Here is a 16,835-nt window from a genome sequence, read left to right as displayed (position 1 = left end):
GAACTGTTGCTGATGTCAGGCGGCCTTGCGGCCCGGAAGCTCGACCCCGAGCCGGCTGAGGAGATGGATGCGGGTTTGAGCAAAGCGCGGATCGCCGTGATCACGGGGCGTCGGCAGATCGATCTTGAGATCCTCGATGAGGCGCCCTTCGTCGAGAACCAGTATCCGGTCGGCCAGCGAAATCGCCTCGTCGACGTCGTGGGTGACCAGCAGCACGGCAGGACGATGTCTTGCGCACAACTCCCGCAGCAGATCGTGCATTTTCAGCCTAGTCAGCGCGTCGAGCGCGCCGAACGGCTCATCGGCGAGAAGCAGGGCCGGTTCGCGCACCAGCGAACGGGCAAGCGCGACCCTCTGCTGCTCGCCACCCGAAAGCTGGTTCGGCCACGCCGTTTCCCGACCTGCAAGTCCTACCTCCGCCAAAGCCTTCCGCCCGGCCTCCTGGCCGGAGGCGCCGGTCAAGCCGAGCGTGACGTTCTGGATGACGGTGCGCCACGGCAGCAGGCGGGCATCCTGGAAAACCACCGAAAGGCTCTCCGGCGTCTCGAGGGTGCCCGTTCCCTCGACACCGTGATCGAGACCGGCAAGAGCCCTGAGGAACGTGCTTTTGCCGGAGCCGCTGCGGCCAAGCAGGGCAACGAATTCGCCTTCCTCGATATCGAGATCGACGCCGTCGAGGATCGTCTTCGTCGCAAACCGCCGTGCGAGGTCTCGCACGTGGACGGCTTTGTTTGCGGGCTTCAGTTTGCCAGGGTGCGGCGCCATGAGAGTGCCCTCCGTTCAAGCAGGCGGACGAGACCGTCCGAGACGAGACCGAGCAGCACATAGACCACCAGGCCGACGAGAATGACATCGGTCTGCCCGTAATTTCGGGCAAGATCGATCATGTAACCGAGCCCGCTGGTGGCGTTGATCTGCTCGACCACGACGAGAGAAACCCAGCAGAGGGTGACGGCAAACCGCAGACCCAGAAGGAAACCCGGCAAAGCACCCGGCAGCACGACCTGAAGGATGAAGTCCTTCTGGCCCATCCGCAGGGTTTCGGCCAGCTCGACATAACGGCTGTCGATGCTGCGGAGCGCGTTGTGGGTGTGGATATAAATCGGCACGATCACGGCAAGCGCGATGGTCGTAACCTTCATGCTCTCGCCGATGCCGAACCACAGGATCAACAAAGGGATCAGGGCCAGCGTCGGTATCGCGCGCTTGATCTGCACCGGCCCGTCGATCAGGGCTTCGCCGATCCGGGAAAGGCCGGCGATCACCGCCAGGATCGTGCCGATCAGCAAACCGATACTAAGGCCGAGCAGGGCGCGTGTCGCCGACGTCACGAAGTTATCCTGCAGGCGACCCTGCTCAATGAGCCTTACGAAAGCCTCGGCCACCGTCCACGGCGCCGACAGGATACGCGGGTCGATCCATCCGAGCGCCGAGCCGACGACCCAGGTCAAGACGAGTAATGCCGGCCCGATCTGCAGTCCGAAAGGGATCGCCGGTCCGGGGCCTAACCTGCGCCTGGCTCGCGGGCCAACGGAGCCAGCCGGTTTTACCGGGCGAGAACCTGCCCGCACAATTCTACCGCCGGACGACCGCGACAGTTTCGCCTCATCTGCATCCCAAGTGGTTGCCATGCTTCAAATCTCCTCTCCGAAGGGGTGTCGAGCGTTACTGGCTCTTGGCCAAGGCCGCGGCGCCGAGCTTTTCGAAGCGATTGTCGAAAATCTGCTCCACATTGAGGGGCTTGTAGCCGAGCTCGTCTGCCAGCAGATCGATGGTTTCCTGGTGGCGCTTCTTCACTTCGCTCCAATCGCTGGGAACGACCTGTTCGCCGGTCAGCTTGACGAGATATTCCCCGTCCTCCTGGCTCAATCCCTGCTGACCGACGTAATATTCCTTGATCCAGAGGTCCGGGTTCCGGTTCACCCATTCGGTGGCGCGTGCCCACAGGCCGACGTATTCGGCGAGAGCTGCCGCCTTGGCGGGATCATCCAGAACCCATTGCGGCGCATAAAGATGGCTCGGATCATCCCGCAGGCCATGTTCCACGAGGGTCGCGCCATCGGGTCCGTATTGGGTGATGTAGCGCCTGATGTAGACGCCGCCGAGCGGTGCGATGTCGACCTGCTTGCTCGCCAATGCCTTCGGGTAGACGTCACTGGTACTCGGCAGTTCCACCAGAGTGACGTCGCCGCTCTTCAAGCCTGCGGCATGGAGGGCGCGTAGAACAAGCGTGCCCTGTGCCTGACCCGGGCTGAAGGCGATGCGCTTGCCGCGGAAGTCCGCGAGCGTCTTGACGGCCGCGCCTGGCGCGATCCCGAAGCGGTAGATCGGATTGGCGATCGGGTCGCGGCGTTCGCGATAGGCGATGTTGCGGACGGGCAGATTGTTCCAGTTGGCGAAGATCGAAGGGATCTCGGCCACCGACCCGACATCGAGTGCATGGGCGCGGAAAGCTTCCGACGTCTGCGGCCCGCCGCTGATATTGGCCCATTTGACCTCGAAACTGAGCTCCTTGCCGAGGCCCGACACTTCGAGCGCTTTCTGCGTGACCGGATCGCCGATCGTCAGCACTGTGCCCGGCGGCACTTTGGGAAGCAGGGGAGCGTCTGCCTCGGCTGCCGCCGGACCGTGAATGGCACTGAGACCAAGCAGACTGAACAACGCAATTTTGAATGTCTTTGCCAATGTCATCGTCGATCTTCCCGTTTCCGATTGCTGATTGCAGGAGCGATGCACGGTAAGATGGAATGTAATCTACTAAATCGATAGATTATTTAGTTTAATGAAAGTGGCGCTGGTGAAAAATTGTGCTCAAAAGGCGGGAAACCGAAACCACCGCGTCCGGCGCGTCGGCACGAGGGTCGATGTATCCAGGCGTGAAAAAGCGCCTGGGACTTTCGTCCACGGCGCTTTACGGGGCCTTGTTTAACCCTGCTCTTGATAAAGGCTTGGCAGCAAACCGCAGTGACCGCCCTTCAGACGCCAAGCCGTCGCGGACGTCGGGATCGCCTGTGTCAGGCGCTATGCGGCGCGTATTCGTTGGCCGAGAAGACGTGATGATGCACCTTGCCGGTAAAGAGCTGCAGGAGTTCGCCGGTGACCTCACGGCTCTGCGACCGCACATCGGAGAGAAGTGCCGTGTTCACCGTGTCCATATCGGGATACCGAATGGCGAGCGCCATGGCATAGATCGGGGCGCCTTCGTCGCGCTCCATCCCGTCCAGCACCCGGATTTCCTCGGCGCCTGGAAATTTCGTCCAGAGAGGGACGAGCCGCTGCCGCACGAATTCGCGGAATTCCCGTTCTTTACCGGGATGGATTTCGCCTTCAAACAAAGCATAACGAATGATCATAGGTTCTCTTTTCCAAAACTCGCCGGAGCTGGATCGATGTTGGCGTGTTATCGTGAGGTCGGGGCGTATCGATCGATACGCCCCGATTGGAAGGGTTATTTGCCCCAGATTTTCTTGTATTGATCGCGATAGCCGTTGTCGGGATCGAAGCTGTTCTTCGGCCCACCGTCAAACTCGACGTTCTGGCTGGTCACCACATGGAGTGGCGACACGTAGCCGGACCATGGCGCTTTCGCAAAGGCGCGGTTCAATTCGTCGACGAGCTGCCAGCCCTGGAGGTTGAGCGGCTCGGCGACCGTGACGGCTTGGAATTGCTTGGCGCGGATACGCTGATAGGCGCTTTCCGACCCGTCGCCGGCTGCAACGTTCACCGGTTTTCCATCGCCTGCAATGCCGGCCGAGGCGAGCGAAGGTCCCATGAAGTCGTAATAGAGGTCGTTGATCGCCAGCGAATGCGTCCACTTCGCGCCATACTTCTGTAGAAGCGACGTGGTCAGCTGCGGCATGCGCTGCGAGGTTTCGGCGATCGGCGTGTCGACATATTCGAGCACCGTGCCGCCGAGATCTTCGATTTCCTTCTTCATGCGATCGGCCTTGGCAATCGCGATCGCATAGGTGGAGTCGGTAAAGATGATGACGCCCGGCTTGCCGGCGGCATCGGCAAAGGCCCAATCCGCCGCGGACTTCGATACTTCCATCGCATCGGTAGTCACGTTTGCGAAGACACCGACTTCGGGAACCGGACCGACCGCCGAGGCAGCGTGCCAGGAAACCATCGGAATGCCGGCAGCCTTGGCTGCTTCCATCGCCGGCTTCTGCTCGACCGCGTCAAAGCCGTTGATGATGATGCCATCCGGCTTCAGCGCCATGGCCTGGCCGAAAGCCGCGGTCCGCCCGCCGATCGAGCCGGCGCCGTCAAGCGCCTTTACCGTCCAGCCGAGCGCGCCTGCCGCTTCCTGAACGCCATTGACCACGCCGAGGATGCCACCGTTTTTCATATCGCCGGCAAGAATGACGATGTTCTTTCCGGCAGCGCCCTTTGGGCCGCTCGTCGGGCCGTCCCAGGCGCTCACCTTGGAAGCATACTTTTCAACCACGGCCTTGGCATCGGCCATTGAATCGGCCCATGCCGGCATGCTGAGCATAACGGCGACGGTTGCGACCGTTGCCTGCAATAATGTTCTGCGCTTCATGTTCACTCCTCCATTTTGTTTGTTATGAAATGCCGGGATAAGCCGGCATCCTCATTTGGATGCGGGTGTGATCCTCCTCACAGCTCCGCGCTTGCGCTGGGCGTAGCCTGCGATGCCGATGGCAATCAGCAGGGTCACGCCGTTGAACAGCGGTTCGACGAAGAACGACCCGCCGAATTGCTGAATTCCTGATATTCCAACGGCCAGGATGATGACGCCGATCAAGGTGCCCCAGACGTTCACCCGTCCCGGCTTGATCGTCGTCGATCCGAGGAACGCGCCGACAAGCGCCGGCAGGAGATATTCGAGGCCGACGCTCGCCTGGCCGATGCGCAGCTTCGAGGCGAGCAGGACCCCGGTCAGGGCCGCGAGCAGCCCCGAGGTGACGAATGCGCCGATCACGAATTTGCGGACCGGAATGCCATTGAGGGCTGCAGCCTTCGGATTGGCGCCGATGGCGTAGAGATAGCGGCCGATCGGCAGGTATTCGAGCACGATCCACATGCAGATGGCGATCAGCAGCACATAGAAGCCGGTGATCGGAAGGCCGAACAGCATGGTGCCGTTCAGCGCATAGAAACCATCAGGCAGGACGCCGACCACCTGTCGGCCGCCGGTGTGCCAGAGCGCAAGCGCGTATAGGACCGTTCCGGTGCCGAGCGTCGCGATGAAGCTGTCGATCTTCGCAACCTCGACCAGCAGGCCGTTGATGCAGCCGGTCAGAACACCGAGTGCGAGCACGATGACGACCGCGACCGGCCAGGGCAGGCCGTAGGCCGTCTGCAGGCTGATGGCGAGAATGTGCCAAAGCACGATGCCATAGCCGACGGTCAGATCGATGCGACCCGATGCCATCGGGATCATCGCAGCCAGCGACAGAAGCGCGATGATAGCCTTGTCGGACACGATCGAGCGGACATTCAACACGGTCGGGAAAGTATCCGGCAGAAGGATCGAGAAGATCACGATCAGGCCGACGGTCAGGATCACCAGCCCGTAAACCGGGATCAGGCGTCCGATCTTCTGTCCTGTGGACAGACCGGCCATTTCGCTCTTGGTCGGCTCCAGGGCCGTGGATTCAATGGATTGCATGGCTGTTCTCCCGATGGCTCAAGCGGCTTCCGATGCGGATGCGGCCGTGATGACCGCCTCCGTCGTCAGAGCGCTTCCAGTCAGTTCACTGACGATTTTCCCGCGCGAAAAGACCAGCGCGCGGTGGCAGATATGGGCGATTTCCTCGAAGTCCGTCGACACCACGACAACCGCGAGACCGGCCTCGAGCGCCTGGGTGATCAGACGGTAGATCTCCGCACGCGCCCCGATGTCGACGCCGGCGGTCGGATCTTCGGCGACCAGCAGCTTGCGGCCGGTCGCCAGCCAGCGGCCGACGACCACTTTCTGCTGGTTGCCGCCCGACAGGGCCTCCACCGGCAGATCCGGGTCGTTGGGCCGCAGGCCGACGGAATGACCGATCTTATGAGCAAGATCGGCTTCGCCGCGCGGCGACAGGAAGGACAAAAGCCCACGCCCGACGGCTCCCGGATTAAGGTAGGTATTTTCCCGAATGGACAGCGAGAGCGCCACGGACTCCTCCGTCCGGTCACGGGCAATCAAGCCGATGCCCGACGCCATTGCCCCTCGTGGGCTGGAAAGGTCGGGGGCCTCGTCATGCAGCAGAACCGAGCCGTTGAAGGGCTCGCAACCAAACAGGGCGCGGCCGATCCGTTCCTGACCGGCGCCACGCAATCCAGCCAGTCCCAGAAGCTCGCCCTCGCGGATATCGAAGGATATCGGGCCTGTGCCGGCGCAGACGAGATCGCGAACCTTGACGATCGCCTTGCCGGGCGTGATCGCCGTCTTGGAAAAGAGGCTGTCGCCGCTGCGGCCGATGATCATCGTCACCAGCTCCTCGGGGGTGGTCTCGCTGACGGGCTTCTGTCCCACCATGCATCCGTCGCGCAGAACAGCGACCCGATCGGCAATCCGGAAAATCTCGTCGAGCCTGTGGGAAACGTAGATCATGCCGACGCCGCGATCCTTTAAGGGGCGGATCGCATTGAAAAGCCGATCGACTTCATCGGCGGGAAGGCTCGCCGTCGGCTCGTCGAGCACCAGCACGTCGGCTTCGACGGCAAGTGCACGGGCGATGGCGACAAGCGACTTTTCGGTGCGCGACAATGCCGAGACGCGCGTCGTGGGGTCAAAGTCGCAACCGACCAGTTTCAAGGCTTCCTTGGCACGCGCCTGCGTCCTGTTCCAATCGATCAGGCCGCGACGCATCGAGAAGCCCTGCGACAGGCCCATGTTCTCGCCGACCGTCATCCACTCGATCAAACCGAGATCCTGGTGGATGAAGGCAACCGGCTGCCGTTCGTTCGGCTTCGGGGGACGATGATGGTAGCTCTGGCCGCGAAACAGGATGTCGCCGGTATCGGGCTTGTAGATACCCGCAAGCGTCTTGATAAGCGTCGATTTGCCGGCGCCGTTTTCCCCCAGCAGCGCGAGAATTTCACCCTCGCGCAGATCGATCGAGACGTCGCGCAGCGCTTGCGTGCCGCCGAAACTCTTGGTGATCGACTGGAACTCCAGCAGTCTCTTGGCTTCCACTGTGGCTCCTCCCAAAGCTGCGGTTTTCATGGATGTATGTTATCGATAACATTTATGGATGGTCAAGCGGAAAGATGACGATCTCGAATTTCTCGGAGAGTTTGACGTCAGTCGGCCTGAAATCCATCGAGAAGGCGCATCATCTCGGCCGAGTCCCTCGGTCCAAGCCCGGCAGCGCAGAGCAGGCGGTGAATTTCGACCACCGAGCCGGTCATCGGCAATGGCGTCTTCGTCTTCAGCGCAAAGGCCTGAAGCGAATCCAGATCCTTCAACATATTGTCGATTCTGCCTGTCGGCGAGAAATCCCGGGCGGCGAATTTCGCCATGAATTCCTGCAATATGCGGCTGTCCGCCCTGCCGCCGGCAAGGGCGGCCGGAATGGCGGCCGGATCGACGCCGCCGGCTTCAGCGAGCTTGACCGCCTCCGCGACGGCCTGAAACAGCACGGCGCAAAACAGCTGATTGATCAGCTTCGTGGTCTGCCCCGCGCCGGATACACCCATCAGCGTGTAATTGGCGGCAAGATGCCGCATCACCACGCGTGCCCGTTCGAAATCCTCAGAGCTGCCGCCCGCCATGATCGTCAGGCGTCCGCTCAGCGCACCTGGCACGCCGCCGGAAAGCGGGCAATCCACCCATGCCATGCCGGTTTCCCGACGCAGCCGCGTCGCCATGTCGGCCGTGTCGGCCGGGTCGATCGAGGACATATCGATCAGCACCTTGTCGGCATTCGCCGCCGCCGCGACGCCCTTTTCGCCGAAGACGACAGCGCGGACGATGTTTGCGTGATTGAGGCTGAGCACACAAAACGCCGACCGTGAGACCGCTTCCTCCACGGAGCCGGCCGGACGCGCACCCTTGGCCTCTAAAGCCGCGACTTTTTCGGTATCCAGGTCGAAGACCGATACCTTATGCCCGGTTTCGATCAATCGGGTGACGATCGCCGTTCCCATGATGCCGGCACCGATGACGGCGACATCTGCTCTGTAGTCATCCTGCATGATAATCTCCTCCCTTGACGGCCATGCCGCTCAATCCCTTGCAAGCCAGTGCCACGATATCATCCAAAGCATTATCGATCGCCACCGTCACGACATTAGCTTCACCGGTCGGCGGCTCCAGCGTCTGCAACTGGCTGTCGAGCAAAATCGCGGGCATGAAATGGCCCTGACGGGCCTGCATCCGCGACAGCAACAGGTCGCGGGATCCTTCCAGGAAAACAAAGGCGAGATGCCCGTCCGCCGCCCGCCGCAGCCTGTCCCGGTAGCTTCTCTTCAGCGCCGAACAGGAAATCACCAGCCCTTGCGATCCTTCTCGCGCGGTCCTTATTTCCTCGCCGATCCGGTCGAGCCAGGGCAGGCGGTCGTCGTCGGTCAGCGGTATGCCCTGCGCCATCTTCTCGACATTGCCAGCGGGGTGGAGTAGGTCGCCTTCCAGAAACAGCAGGCCGTTTCGAGCGGCGAGATGCTCTCCAACCGAAGATTTTCCGCAGCCGCTAACGCCCATGACGACGACGGCCAGAGGTGGCGCCTTTTTCTCCAAATCCATGATCTCGTCTCTATCAGAGGCAGGTCGTGATGCCGCCGTCGACATAAAGCGTGTGCCCGTTGATGAAGGACGAGCCCCGGCCCGACAGGAAAACGGCGGCGCCCACCAGTTCCTCGACATTGCCCCAGCGTCCGGCCGGCGTTCGCTTCTCGAGCCAGGACGAGAACTCGGGATTATCGACAAGCGCCTGATTGAGCGGCGTCTTGAAATAGCCCGGCGCAATCGCGTTGATCTGCAGGCCGTACTTGGCCCAGTCGGCGCACATGCCGCGGGTCAGATTGCGCACCGCGCCCTTGGTCGCGGTGTAGGGAGCAATACCGGGGCGCGCCAGTTCGCTTTGCACGGAGGCGATGTTGATGATCTTGCCCTGTCCCCGGGCAATCATGGGTTTGGCCGCTGCCTGGCCGACGTAGAACACGCTCGAAATATTGGTGGTCAGCAGCAGCTCCCATTTGTCCGCCGGGAAATCTTCCAGCGGCGTGCGAAACTGCATGCCGGCATTGTTGATCAGGATGTCGAGCGGACCGATATCGGCTTCGATCGCGTCGATACCCGCTTTGGCAGCGTCCTTGCTGGTCACGTCGAAGATCGCCGAATGGGCAGACAGGCCTTGATCCTTCAGGCTCTCGACCGCGCGGTTGACGCTTTCGGGCGTGCGGCCGTTGATGATGACTTCGGCGCCATACTGCGCCAGGCCTTCGGCCAGGGCATAGCCGATCCCCTGGCTCGAGCCGGTGATCAGCGCACGCCGTCCGGTAAGATCGAACAAGTTCTTCATGCAAATAACTCCTCCGGTTTCGCCGCGGGTGACGGCTTCAAACTGCCGCTGACGGTGAAACTCACTTGACATCGCTTTTCCGAATTATATGTTATCGATAACATAATCAACTGTCAAAATGCGGGATGGAAACGGAATGCCTAAGGTAGAAATCTTGATGACCGGAGCTTATCCGGAATGGGACATGGTGGATCTGGAGGCGAACTACCGCATCCATCGCCTGTGGGAAGCGGCAGATCGGCACGAGCTGATCTCCAGGGTCGGCAAGGATATCCGCGCCATAGCGACCCGGGGCGAACTCGGAGCGTCCGCAGAGCTGATGGCGCAATTGCCGAAACTGGAAATTGTCTCCTGTTACGGCGTCGGCACCGACGCCATCGACCTGTCCTATGCCCGCGCCAACGGCATTCGCGTCACCAACACCCCTGATGTGCTGACCGAAGATGTCGCCGATATCGCCATCGGACTGCTGCTTGCGACGGCAAGGCAGGTCCCGCAGGCCGATGTTTTCGTCCGCTCCGGCCAGTGGGGCAGCGTCGCGATGCCGCTGGTGACGCGCGTCTCGGGCAAGAAGGTCGGGATCGCCGGCATGGGGCGGATCGGCAAGGCGATCGCCAGGAGGGCTGCCGCGTTCGGCTGCGACATCTCCTATTTCGCCCGCCATGATCACCAGGATGTTGCTTACGCCTACGAGCCCGACCTTGTCGCGCTTGCCGACTGGGCCGACTTTCTGATCGTCATCGTTCCCGGCGGGGAGGCGACCATGAAGATCATCAATGCGGAGGTGCTCAAAGCGCTCGGTCCGAACGGCATCTTGATCAATGTTTCGCGCGGAACGACCGTAGACGAAGAGGCGCTGATCGCAGCCCTTCAAGACCGCACCATTCAGGCTGCGGGCCTTGATGTCTTCCTGAACGAACCCAAGATCGATGCACGTTTCCTGACCCTCCAAAACGTCGTGTTGCAGCCCCATCACGGCTCTGGCACTGTCGAAACCCGCAAGGCCATGGGCAAACTCGTCAGAGACAATCTCGCTGCGCATTTTGCCGGTAGCGCTCTTCCAACTCCCGTCGTGTGAGGACCCCGATATGAAAGCCATCGTCATTCATGCCGCCAAGGATCTGAGGATCGAAGAGCGCGAGCCGGAGGTTGCGGGCGCCGGGCAGGTGGAGATTGCCATCGAAGCCGGCGGCATCTGCGGTTCCGACCTGCATTATTACAATCACGGCGGTTTCGGCACCGTTCGCCTGCGCGAACCGATGATCCTTGGCCATGAGATCGCCGGCACGGTCAAGGCGCTGGGTTCCGGCGTCGCCGATCTTGCCGTCGGAGACCGTGTCGCGGTTTCACCGAGCCGGCCGTGCAACCATTGCCAATATTGCCTGAAGGGGCAGCAAAACCATTGTCTCAACATGCGGTTCTACGGCAGTGCCATGCCGATGCCGCACATTCAGGGCGGCTTTCGCCAGCGGCTGGTGGCGGAGCGTTGGCAGTGCCACAAGGTCGCGGACGGCATTTCCATTCACGAGGCCGCCTTTGCCGAACCCTTTGCGGTGACGCTGCATGCGGCAAACCGCGCCGGGGCGCTGCTAGGCAAACGGGTGCTGGTCACCGGTTGCGGCCCCATTGGGATGTTGGCGATCGTCGCGGCGCGCGTCCTCGGCGCCCGTGAGATCGTCGCGACCGACGTGACCGACAGCGTTCTGGCGATTGCCCGCGCCAGCGGCGCCGACCGAACGATCAATGTTGCCACGCATGCTTCCGACCTCGCGGCCTACAGTGCCGAAAAGGGATATTTCGATGTCATGTTCGAAGCGTCGGGAAATGAGCGGGCGGTGCGCTCGGGCCTAGAAACGCTTAAGCCTCGCGCTGTTCTCGTGCAGCTCGGCCTTGGCGGCGATGTTTCCATTCCGCAGAATATGATCGTTGCGAAGGAAATCGAGATGCGCGGCACATTCCGTTTTCACGAGGAATTTGCGCTCGCCGTCGAACTGATCAACGCGCGTCGCGTCGATCTGAAGCCGCTGCTGACAGGTGTCTTTAAGATCGAAGAGGCCGTTGCCGCCTTCGAATTGGCGGGCGACCGCAGCAAGTCCATGAAAGTCCAGATCGCCTTTTGACCGACTGCATAGTTCCTTAGATCGGAATCGATGTAGGGATAAAATTGTCTATTAATTCAGATTGTTACAGCGCCGCGCATCTGAAAAGACGCGCGGCGCTGTGGTGTTCAAGCGGTCGGCGCGCCGTTGCGATCCGTGCTTTCGCGCAAGACAACCTTGTAGCCGGTCAATGTGATCTCATCGCCAGTCGCCTCGCCGGTATGGAGGGTATCCAGCAGGCGGGCGGCGGCCTGACGGCCGATGCCATAACAATCCACATTGATGGTGGTGATGCGTGGATGACAGATGGACGAGATCTCATAGTCGCCGAAACCGGCAATGGCGATGTCCCTTGGAACCTTCATTCCGCGGCGCGTGCATTCCATGATGGCGCCAAATGCGGAAAGGTCGGAGACACAGAGAACCACTTCCGTATCCGGCCAGCGCTCCAGCAGGCTGACGATCGCCTGCCCACCCTGCTCCATGGTGATGGGGGGTACGCCGAAGGAAATCATTCGTCCCGGTCCGAGGCCCAGTTCTTCGACTGTTCTCTGGAAACCGCTTCGCCGCTGGCTGCCGCGCGTATCGCGCGCCGTCGTTCCACCGATATAGCCGAACTTCCGATATCCCTGACTGGCAAGCGTCCGCACCAACAGGGCCATCGCCTCGCTGTTGGAAAACCCGACAACCTGATTGATCGGATCTTCCGGAAGCTCCCAGGTTTCGACAACGGGAATGCCGGCTTTTGCCAGCATGCGCCGCGCGCGCGCCGTATGCGAGCCACCGGTCAGGATGATGCCTTCCGGCCGGCGGCGCAGCATAGCCTCGATCAGTTCTTCCTCTTTCTCCGACGAATAGTCGGTATAGCCGAGGAGGAGCTGAAGGCCGGTATTTTCCAGTGCATCGGTCATGCCCCGCGCAGTGTCGGAAAAATTCGAATTGTTGATTGAGGGCACCAGCGCAGCGATGAAGCCGCTTCGCCTTGACGAAAGACTGCCGGCAGACAGGTCGAGCACATAACCGAGTGCGTCGACCGCCTCCATGATGCGCTTTCGGGTCTCCTCGGAAACGCTCGCGTCCTGGCGAAAGGCACGCGAAACGGTCATGGCAGAAACGCCGACATATTTGGCGACCTCCGCCATCGTCAGCTTTTGAGCGTCTCCCGGCTTGAGACGTTTGACTTTCGGCTCATCCTCGTTTTTCACTGGTCTCCGCTTTCAAACAAGCTTCCGAACTGGGTAGTTCAAGAGACGATAAAGTTATCGTTATCATCGTACAATCGATATTACTGCAAAAACACACCATTCCAACGCCCAGAAAGCAAGCTTCCTTGGGAATTTTGGCAAGGGCCGGCAGATCGGCGTCTGTACGAAGCCGTCAAAACACGACATGATGATATCGATAACAATCTGAGCGCAATGGAGGAGTATCATGTTCGGGCAAATTGACGGTACGGGGTTTGAGGTTCTCGACCCGCGTTTCGAAAGCTGCTTCGTCGGGCACACCCGCGTCGAGCGTCTTTGGACCGGCGGCCGCTGGCTGGAGGGACCGGCCTGGTTTGCCGCCGGGCGGTATCTGGTTTTCTCGGATATCCCCAACAACCGAATGATGCGCTACGACGACGCCAGCGGGCAGACGTCGGTCTTCCGCTCGCCTAGCAACAATTCGAATGGCAACACTGTCGACAATCAGGGTCGGCTGATTACCTGCGAGCATCTGACGCGCCGTGTCACGCGCACGAATTTCGACGGCAGGATCACCGTTCTGGCCGATCGAATTGCAGGCAAGCGGCTCAATTCGCCAAACGACGTCACCGTCAAGTCCGACGGGACCATCTGGTTCACCGATCCGAGCTACGGCATCCTCCACGACTACGAGGGCGACTATGGCGAGGCGGAAATCGGCGGATGCCACGTCTACCGGCATGATCCGGCAACAGGCACGACCGATCAGGTGACCTCCGATTTCGTCAAGCCGAACGGACTGGCCTTTTCCCCGGATGAGACGCTGCTCTACATTGCCGACACCGGGGCAACGCATCTGCCCGGCGGTCCGCGTCATATCAGAAAGCTCGCGGTCTCGAATGAGGGAAGGTTGAGCGATCTCGGCGTTTTCGCAGAATGCACCTCAGGCCTGTTCGATGGTTTTCGCATCGATCGCAAGGGCAGGATATGGACGAGCGCCGGCGATGGTGTGCACGCTTACGATCCGGATGGGACGTTGATCGGCAAGATCCATATTCCTGAAGGCGTCTCCAACGTGACTTTCGGCGGCGAGAAACTGAACCGCCTCTTCATCACTGCAAGCACGTCTCTTTATGCTGTTTATCTCATCGCCAACGGAACGAGACTGGGATGATCACTGAGCAGAGGCCGCCCTTTTGGGACGGCCTCTTGTTTGGTACAGTTTTGTGCCTCTTGCCTCATCGTTGACTGAGGCCGTCCGCCAGCCGAACCAGACCGAGGAAATCCGACCTGTAACCGAAGGCATCCGTGCCTCGCGATGCCGCGGCGAGATCGGCGATCGCCTGATAGGAATAGGTGTCGACGGCCGCGACATGGCTGAGTTTCTGGCCGAAGGCTGCGACTGCCACCGAGAAACGGACATCCTGCGGCGCGGCATCGACGGTGGCGACCGCGTTGCCGTCGTTGACAGGCGTGGTGATGAGGGCGCTCTTGTCCTCGCCCGGCCGCTTGTAGCGCATCTTGACGAAGGCAAGCTCGCCGTGATGGGCGCTGTCGGAGGCCTCGGCCGGCACCTTATCGGCTGCGCCGTACCGCAGGTCGTCATTCATCACCGCGGGGCTTCCCTTCGGCGTAATCTCGTAAATCGCCGTGACGCTGTGGCCGGAGCCGATATCGCCGGCATCGACGCGGTCATTGTTGAAATCCTCGCGGTTCAGCGCCCGCGTCTCGTAACCGATCAGCCGGTATTCGGCGATCCGTTCCGGGTTGAACTCGACCTGGAATTTGACGTCGCTGGCGATCGGAAACAGCGTCGATCCGGCCTCTTCGACCAGCGTCTTCTGCGCCTCGGCCAAGGTATCGATATAGGCAGCACTGCCATTGCCGTTCTGGGCGAGCGTCTGCATCAGGGAATCGTTGAGATTGCCCCGTCCGAAGCCGAGAACGGTGAGGAAGATGCCGTCTTTGCGCTTCTCTTCAATGATGCGCTTCAAATCCTCATCGCTCGACGGACCGACATTGAAGTCGCCATCGGTCGCCAGCATAACCCGGTTGACGCCGTCCTTGACGAAGCCCTGCTTGGCAAGGTCGTAGGCCGCCTCGATGCCTTCGGCCCCGCCGGTCGAGCCTCCGGGCTCCAGCCTGTCGATCGCCGACAGGATCTTCGATTTCTCCGCCACGCGTGTCGGCGCCAGCACCGTGCCGGCATTACCGGCATAGGTGACGATCGACACGGTATCGTCAGCCTTCAGCCTGTTGACCATGAGCCGGAAGGCGCTCTTCAGCAGCGGCAGTTTGTCCGGCTCGTCCATCGAGCCCGACACGTCGATCAGGAAAACCAGATTGGCACGCGGCGTGGTCGCCGGCGCAATATCATAACCCTTGATCGCCACATGCATCAATTCCGTGTCGCGGTTCCACGGGGTCGGCATGACAGTCACCGTCGCCTTGAAAGGCTGGTCGGCATTGTCAGGACCCGGCCAGTCATAGGGGAAATAATTGATCATCTCCTCGACGCGAACCGATAGTGGATCGGGCATTGCCCCGCCCGTCAACGACCGGCGGACGAAGGCATAGGACGCGCTGTCGACATCGGCGGAGAATGTCGAAACCGGATCCGTCGCGACGCTCTTGATCGGATTTGCCGCCGCATTGGCAAACCGCTCGCGATTGGGATCGAGCTGCATCTGCATGCGCCCCTCCGCAGGCGGAACAGGCGAGGGGGCGATGGCGGCCATCGGTTCGGCAAACTGCCGCTGGGGGACGATGCCGGGAGCGGCCGGCGCAGCGCGTTTGGTAGCCCCGAGTGCCGCGGCAGAACCCTCCGGCTTGTTCGTGAGGGCGGCGTTGGCATCGTATTCGGATGTCTGCGACGCATCGGGTTTCGCGAGGGCCGGCGCCTCCTTGTCCTGCAGCGCTTGCGCGACAGCAACAGATTGCTCAGCCAGGCTGACGTTCCCGGCCGGTATTTGCGGCGCGACCGCAACCGGCTGACCGGTGGTTGCAGCCGGTTGTTTCGACGCCTCACTTTTCGAAAGATTGCCGGCGATCTCAGTCTGGTCGATGATCGGCAATCCGTTACGGGTCAGCTCGATCGCGAGATAACCGGCGGCCGGAATGACCAGCAGCGTCGCAAGCGCTGAACCGGCGAGGAATTTCTTGTTCATGGCTGGGCTCCATATCCAGTTGATGATGGAGCTTTGACGCCAGCCTTTCGCATTTCCTTGGGCCGCCGTTGCATTATTTTCCGCGGTGTCGAAGGCCTGCATCGCGGCAGCAAGTGCACGCGCACGCGCCTCCGGCGTCGCTGCCGGCGGTGTCAGGCGGGAGAGCTTTTCGAGTTCCTTGTCCACGGTCATACCTCTTCCTTGCCGAGCACGGCCTTCAGCCTCTTGCGCGCTTCATGAACCTGCCAGGACACAGTCGCCTCCGAGCAACCCATGACATCGGCGGCAGCCGAATGGCTGAGACCTTCGCCGTAAACGAGCAGCACTGCGTCGCATTGCCTTTCCGGCAAGGCACGTACGGCTGCCCATAATTCGCTCGACAGCTCGTCGTCATTTCCGGCCGGCGCATCCTGCTGCGGTTCGGCGGCGTAGGCGCGGAATGTCTGCTCCTCTCGTGCAAGCTTGCGTCTATGGTCGCGGGCAGCGTTGAGCGTCAGCGCATAGAGCCATGTCCTGAAGCGGCTGGCGCCGCGAAAGCTGCGGATGGCCGCGCCGAGCTTGACGCAGACCTCCTGGGCAATGTCGTCGGCGTCGGTGGAACTGCCCGACCAACGCCATGCCGTCGCATGGACGAATTCATAATGGCGCGACACCAGTTGCCCGAAGGCCTCCCGATCACCGCCCTGCGCTCGTTCTATGAGCTCCGCGTCCAATTCCGCACCTACCCCATGCTATCCAGCAAGATGCTATTTCGAGATTGAGACGTTTCTCGGATGACTTTCCTTGGGTCGGCGATGAAAAAATTATCGCGAATTTTGAAAGCCGCGACATCCATGGGTCGCGGCCAGACAGATCGTCCGCGTCACAGAGGCGCATGATGAGGACAGAGTTGGCCAGGGACATGAT

16 protein-coding genes are annotated in these 16,835 nt (G+C 61.1%); 3 read left to right on the top strand and 13 right to left on the bottom strand.

What is annotated here, in order from left to right; genetic code table 11:
- Positions 1–15 precede the first annotated feature (15 nt).
- The 10 genes from AC25BC_RS35515 to AC25BC_RS35470 form a co-directional block, all read right to left on the bottom strand.
- Complete coding sequence (locus tag AC25BC_RS35515) at positions 16–765, bottom strand: ABC transporter ATP-binding protein (protein ID WP_003555499.1); 750 nt, start codon at positions 763–765, stop codon at positions 16–18.
- The gene (locus tag AC25BC_RS35510) at positions 741–1,631 is read right to left on the bottom strand and encodes an ABC transporter permease (protein ID WP_128438931.1); all 891 of its coding nucleotides are present in this window, start codon (positions 1,629–1,631) and stop codon (positions 741–743) included. The genes AC25BC_RS35515 and AC25BC_RS35510 overlap by 25 nt, the downstream gene beginning before the upstream one ends.
- A gap of 34 nt (positions 1,632–1,665) precedes the next feature.
- Complete coding sequence (locus tag AC25BC_RS35505; protein ID WP_113544863.1) at positions 1,666–2,691, bottom strand: ABC transporter substrate-binding protein; 1,026 nt, start codon at positions 2,689–2,691, stop codon at positions 1,666–1,668.
- A 323-nt stretch (positions 2,692–3,014) separates the two neighbouring features.
- Positions 3,015–3,353, bottom strand: coding sequence for a hypothetical protein (locus tag AC25BC_RS35500; protein WP_113544864.1), 339 nt, complete (start codon positions 3,351–3,353; stop codon positions 3,015–3,017).
- Between the two features lie 95 nt (positions 3,354–3,448).
- Positions 3,449–4,546, bottom strand: coding sequence for an ABC transporter substrate-binding protein (locus AC25BC_RS35495; RefSeq protein ID WP_003555503.1), 1,098 nt, complete (start codon positions 4,544–4,546; stop codon positions 3,449–3,451).
- A gap of 51 nt (positions 4,547–4,597) precedes the next feature.
- Positions 4,598–5,638, bottom strand: coding sequence for an ABC transporter permease (locus AC25BC_RS35490; RefSeq protein ID WP_003555504.1), 1,041 nt, complete (start codon positions 5,636–5,638; stop codon positions 4,598–4,600).
- 18 nt (positions 5,639–5,656) lie between these two features.
- Positions 5,657–7,153, bottom strand: coding sequence for a sugar ABC transporter ATP-binding protein (locus tag AC25BC_RS35485; RefSeq protein ID WP_113544865.1), 1,497 nt, complete (start codon positions 7,151–7,153; stop codon positions 5,657–5,659).
- Between the two features lie 107 nt (positions 7,154–7,260).
- Positions 7,261–8,154 (bottom strand): NAD(P)-dependent oxidoreductase, encoded by an 894-nt coding sequence (locus AC25BC_RS35480; RefSeq protein ID WP_128438932.1) that lies wholly within the window; start codon positions 8,152–8,154, stop codon positions 7,261–7,263.
- Positions 8,144–8,701, bottom strand: coding sequence for a gluconokinase (locus AC25BC_RS35475; RefSeq protein ID WP_128439018.1), 558 nt, complete (start codon positions 8,699–8,701; stop codon positions 8,144–8,146). The genes AC25BC_RS35480 and AC25BC_RS35475 overlap by 11 nt, the downstream gene beginning before the upstream one ends.
- A gap of 13 nt (positions 8,702–8,714) precedes the next feature.
- Positions 8,715–9,479, bottom strand: coding sequence for an SDR family oxidoreductase (locus AC25BC_RS35470; RefSeq protein ID WP_128438933.1), 765 nt, complete (start codon positions 9,477–9,479; stop codon positions 8,715–8,717).
- Positions 9,480–9,615: 136 nt separating this feature from the next.
- On the opposite strand from AC25BC_RS35470, the gene AC25BC_RS35465 reads away from it, so the two are divergent.
- Together AC25BC_RS35465 and AC25BC_RS35460 are read left to right on the top strand one after the other, a co-directional pair.
- Positions 9,616–10,557 carry a 2-hydroxyacid dehydrogenase gene (locus AC25BC_RS35465; protein ID WP_003555510.1) on the top strand — a complete coding sequence of 314 codons (942 nt, stop codon included), beginning with the start codon at positions 9,616–9,618 and terminating at the stop codon, positions 10,555–10,557.
- Positions 10,558–10,567: 10 nt separating this feature from the next.
- On the top strand, positions 10,568–11,599 hold the full coding sequence (locus tag AC25BC_RS35460) for an L-idonate 5-dehydrogenase (protein ID WP_128438934.1): 1,032 nt from the start codon (positions 10,568–10,570) through the stop codon (positions 11,597–11,599).
- A 107-nt stretch (positions 11,600–11,706) separates the two neighbouring features.
- Here the strand turns inward: AC25BC_RS35460 and AC25BC_RS35455 are convergent, their stop codons facing one another.
- Complete coding sequence (locus AC25BC_RS35455) at positions 11,707–12,783, bottom strand: LacI family DNA-binding transcriptional regulator (RefSeq protein ID WP_003555512.1); 1,077 nt, start codon at positions 12,781–12,783, stop codon at positions 11,707–11,709.
- Between the two features lie 226 nt (positions 12,784–13,009).
- Here AC25BC_RS35455 and AC25BC_RS35450 point away from each other — a divergent pair, with 226 nt between their 5' ends.
- On the top strand, positions 13,010–13,936 hold the full coding sequence (locus AC25BC_RS35450) for an SMP-30/gluconolactonase/LRE family protein (protein WP_128438935.1): 927 nt from the start codon (positions 13,010–13,012) through the stop codon (positions 13,934–13,936).
- Between the two features lie 64 nt (positions 13,937–14,000).
- Here the strand turns inward: AC25BC_RS35450 and AC25BC_RS35445 are convergent, their stop codons facing one another.
- On the bottom strand, positions 14,001–16,121 hold the full coding sequence (locus AC25BC_RS35445; RefSeq protein WP_128438936.1) for a VWA domain-containing protein: 2,121 nt from the start codon (positions 16,119–16,121) through the stop codon (positions 14,001–14,003).
- Positions 16,118–16,642, bottom strand: a complete 525-nt coding sequence (locus AC25BC_RS35440; protein ID WP_113544873.1) for an RNA polymerase sigma factor — start codon at positions 16,640–16,642, stop codon at positions 16,118–16,120. The genes AC25BC_RS35445 and AC25BC_RS35440 overlap by 4 nt, the downstream gene beginning before the upstream one ends.
- Between the last annotated feature and the right edge of the window lie 193 nt (positions 16,643–16,835).

It is taken from the genome of Rhizobium sp. WSM409, assembly GCF_057653825.1.
This window is presented reverse-complemented; position numbering and strand designations above follow the sequence as displayed.

Coding starts and splice junctions, on each gene's coding strand:
- AC25BC_RS35510 (WP_128438931.1), bottom strand. CDS start 1,631: ATGGCAACCACTTGGGATGCAGATGAGGCGAAACTGTCGCGGTCGTCC.
- AC25BC_RS35445 (WP_128438936.1), bottom strand. CDS start 16,121: ATGACCGTGGACAAGGAACTCGAAAAGCTCTCCCGCCTGACACCGCCG.
- AC25BC_RS35480 (WP_128438932.1), bottom strand. CDS start 8,154: ATGCAGGATGACTACAGAGCAGATGTCGCCGTCATCGGTGCCGGCATC.
- AC25BC_RS35470 (WP_128438933.1), bottom strand. CDS start 9,479: ATGAAGAACTTGTTCGATCTTACCGGACGGCGTGCGCTGATCACCGGC.
- AC25BC_RS35500 (WP_113544864.1), bottom strand. CDS start 3,353: ATGATCATTCGTTATGCTTTGTTTGAAGGCGAAATCCATCCCGGTAAA.
- AC25BC_RS35450 (WP_128438935.1), top strand. CDS start 13,010: ATGTTCGGGCAAATTGACGGTACGGGGTTTGAGGTTCTCGACCCGCGT.
- AC25BC_RS35515 (WP_003555499.1), bottom strand. CDS start 765: ATGGCGCCGCACCCTGGCAAACTGAAGCCCGCAAACAAAGCCGTCCAC.
- AC25BC_RS35495 (WP_003555503.1), bottom strand. CDS start 4,546: ATGAAGCGCAGAACATTATTGCAGGCAACGGTCGCAACCGTCGCCGTT.
- AC25BC_RS35490 (WP_003555504.1), bottom strand. CDS start 5,638: ATGCAATCCATTGAATCCACGGCCCTGGAGCCGACCAAGAGCGAAATG.
- AC25BC_RS35475 (WP_128439018.1), bottom strand. CDS start 8,701: ATGGATTTGGAGAAAAAGGCGCCACCTCTGGCCGTCGTCGTCATGGGC.
- AC25BC_RS35505 (WP_113544863.1), bottom strand. CDS start 2,691: ATGACATTGGCAAAGACATTCAAAATTGCGTTGTTCAGTCTGCTTGGT.
- AC25BC_RS35460 (WP_128438934.1), top strand. CDS start 10,568: ATGAAAGCCATCGTCATTCATGCCGCCAAGGATCTGAGGATCGAAGAG.
- AC25BC_RS35465 (WP_003555510.1), top strand. CDS start 9,616: ATGCCTAAGGTAGAAATCTTGATGACCGGAGCTTATCCGGAATGGGAC.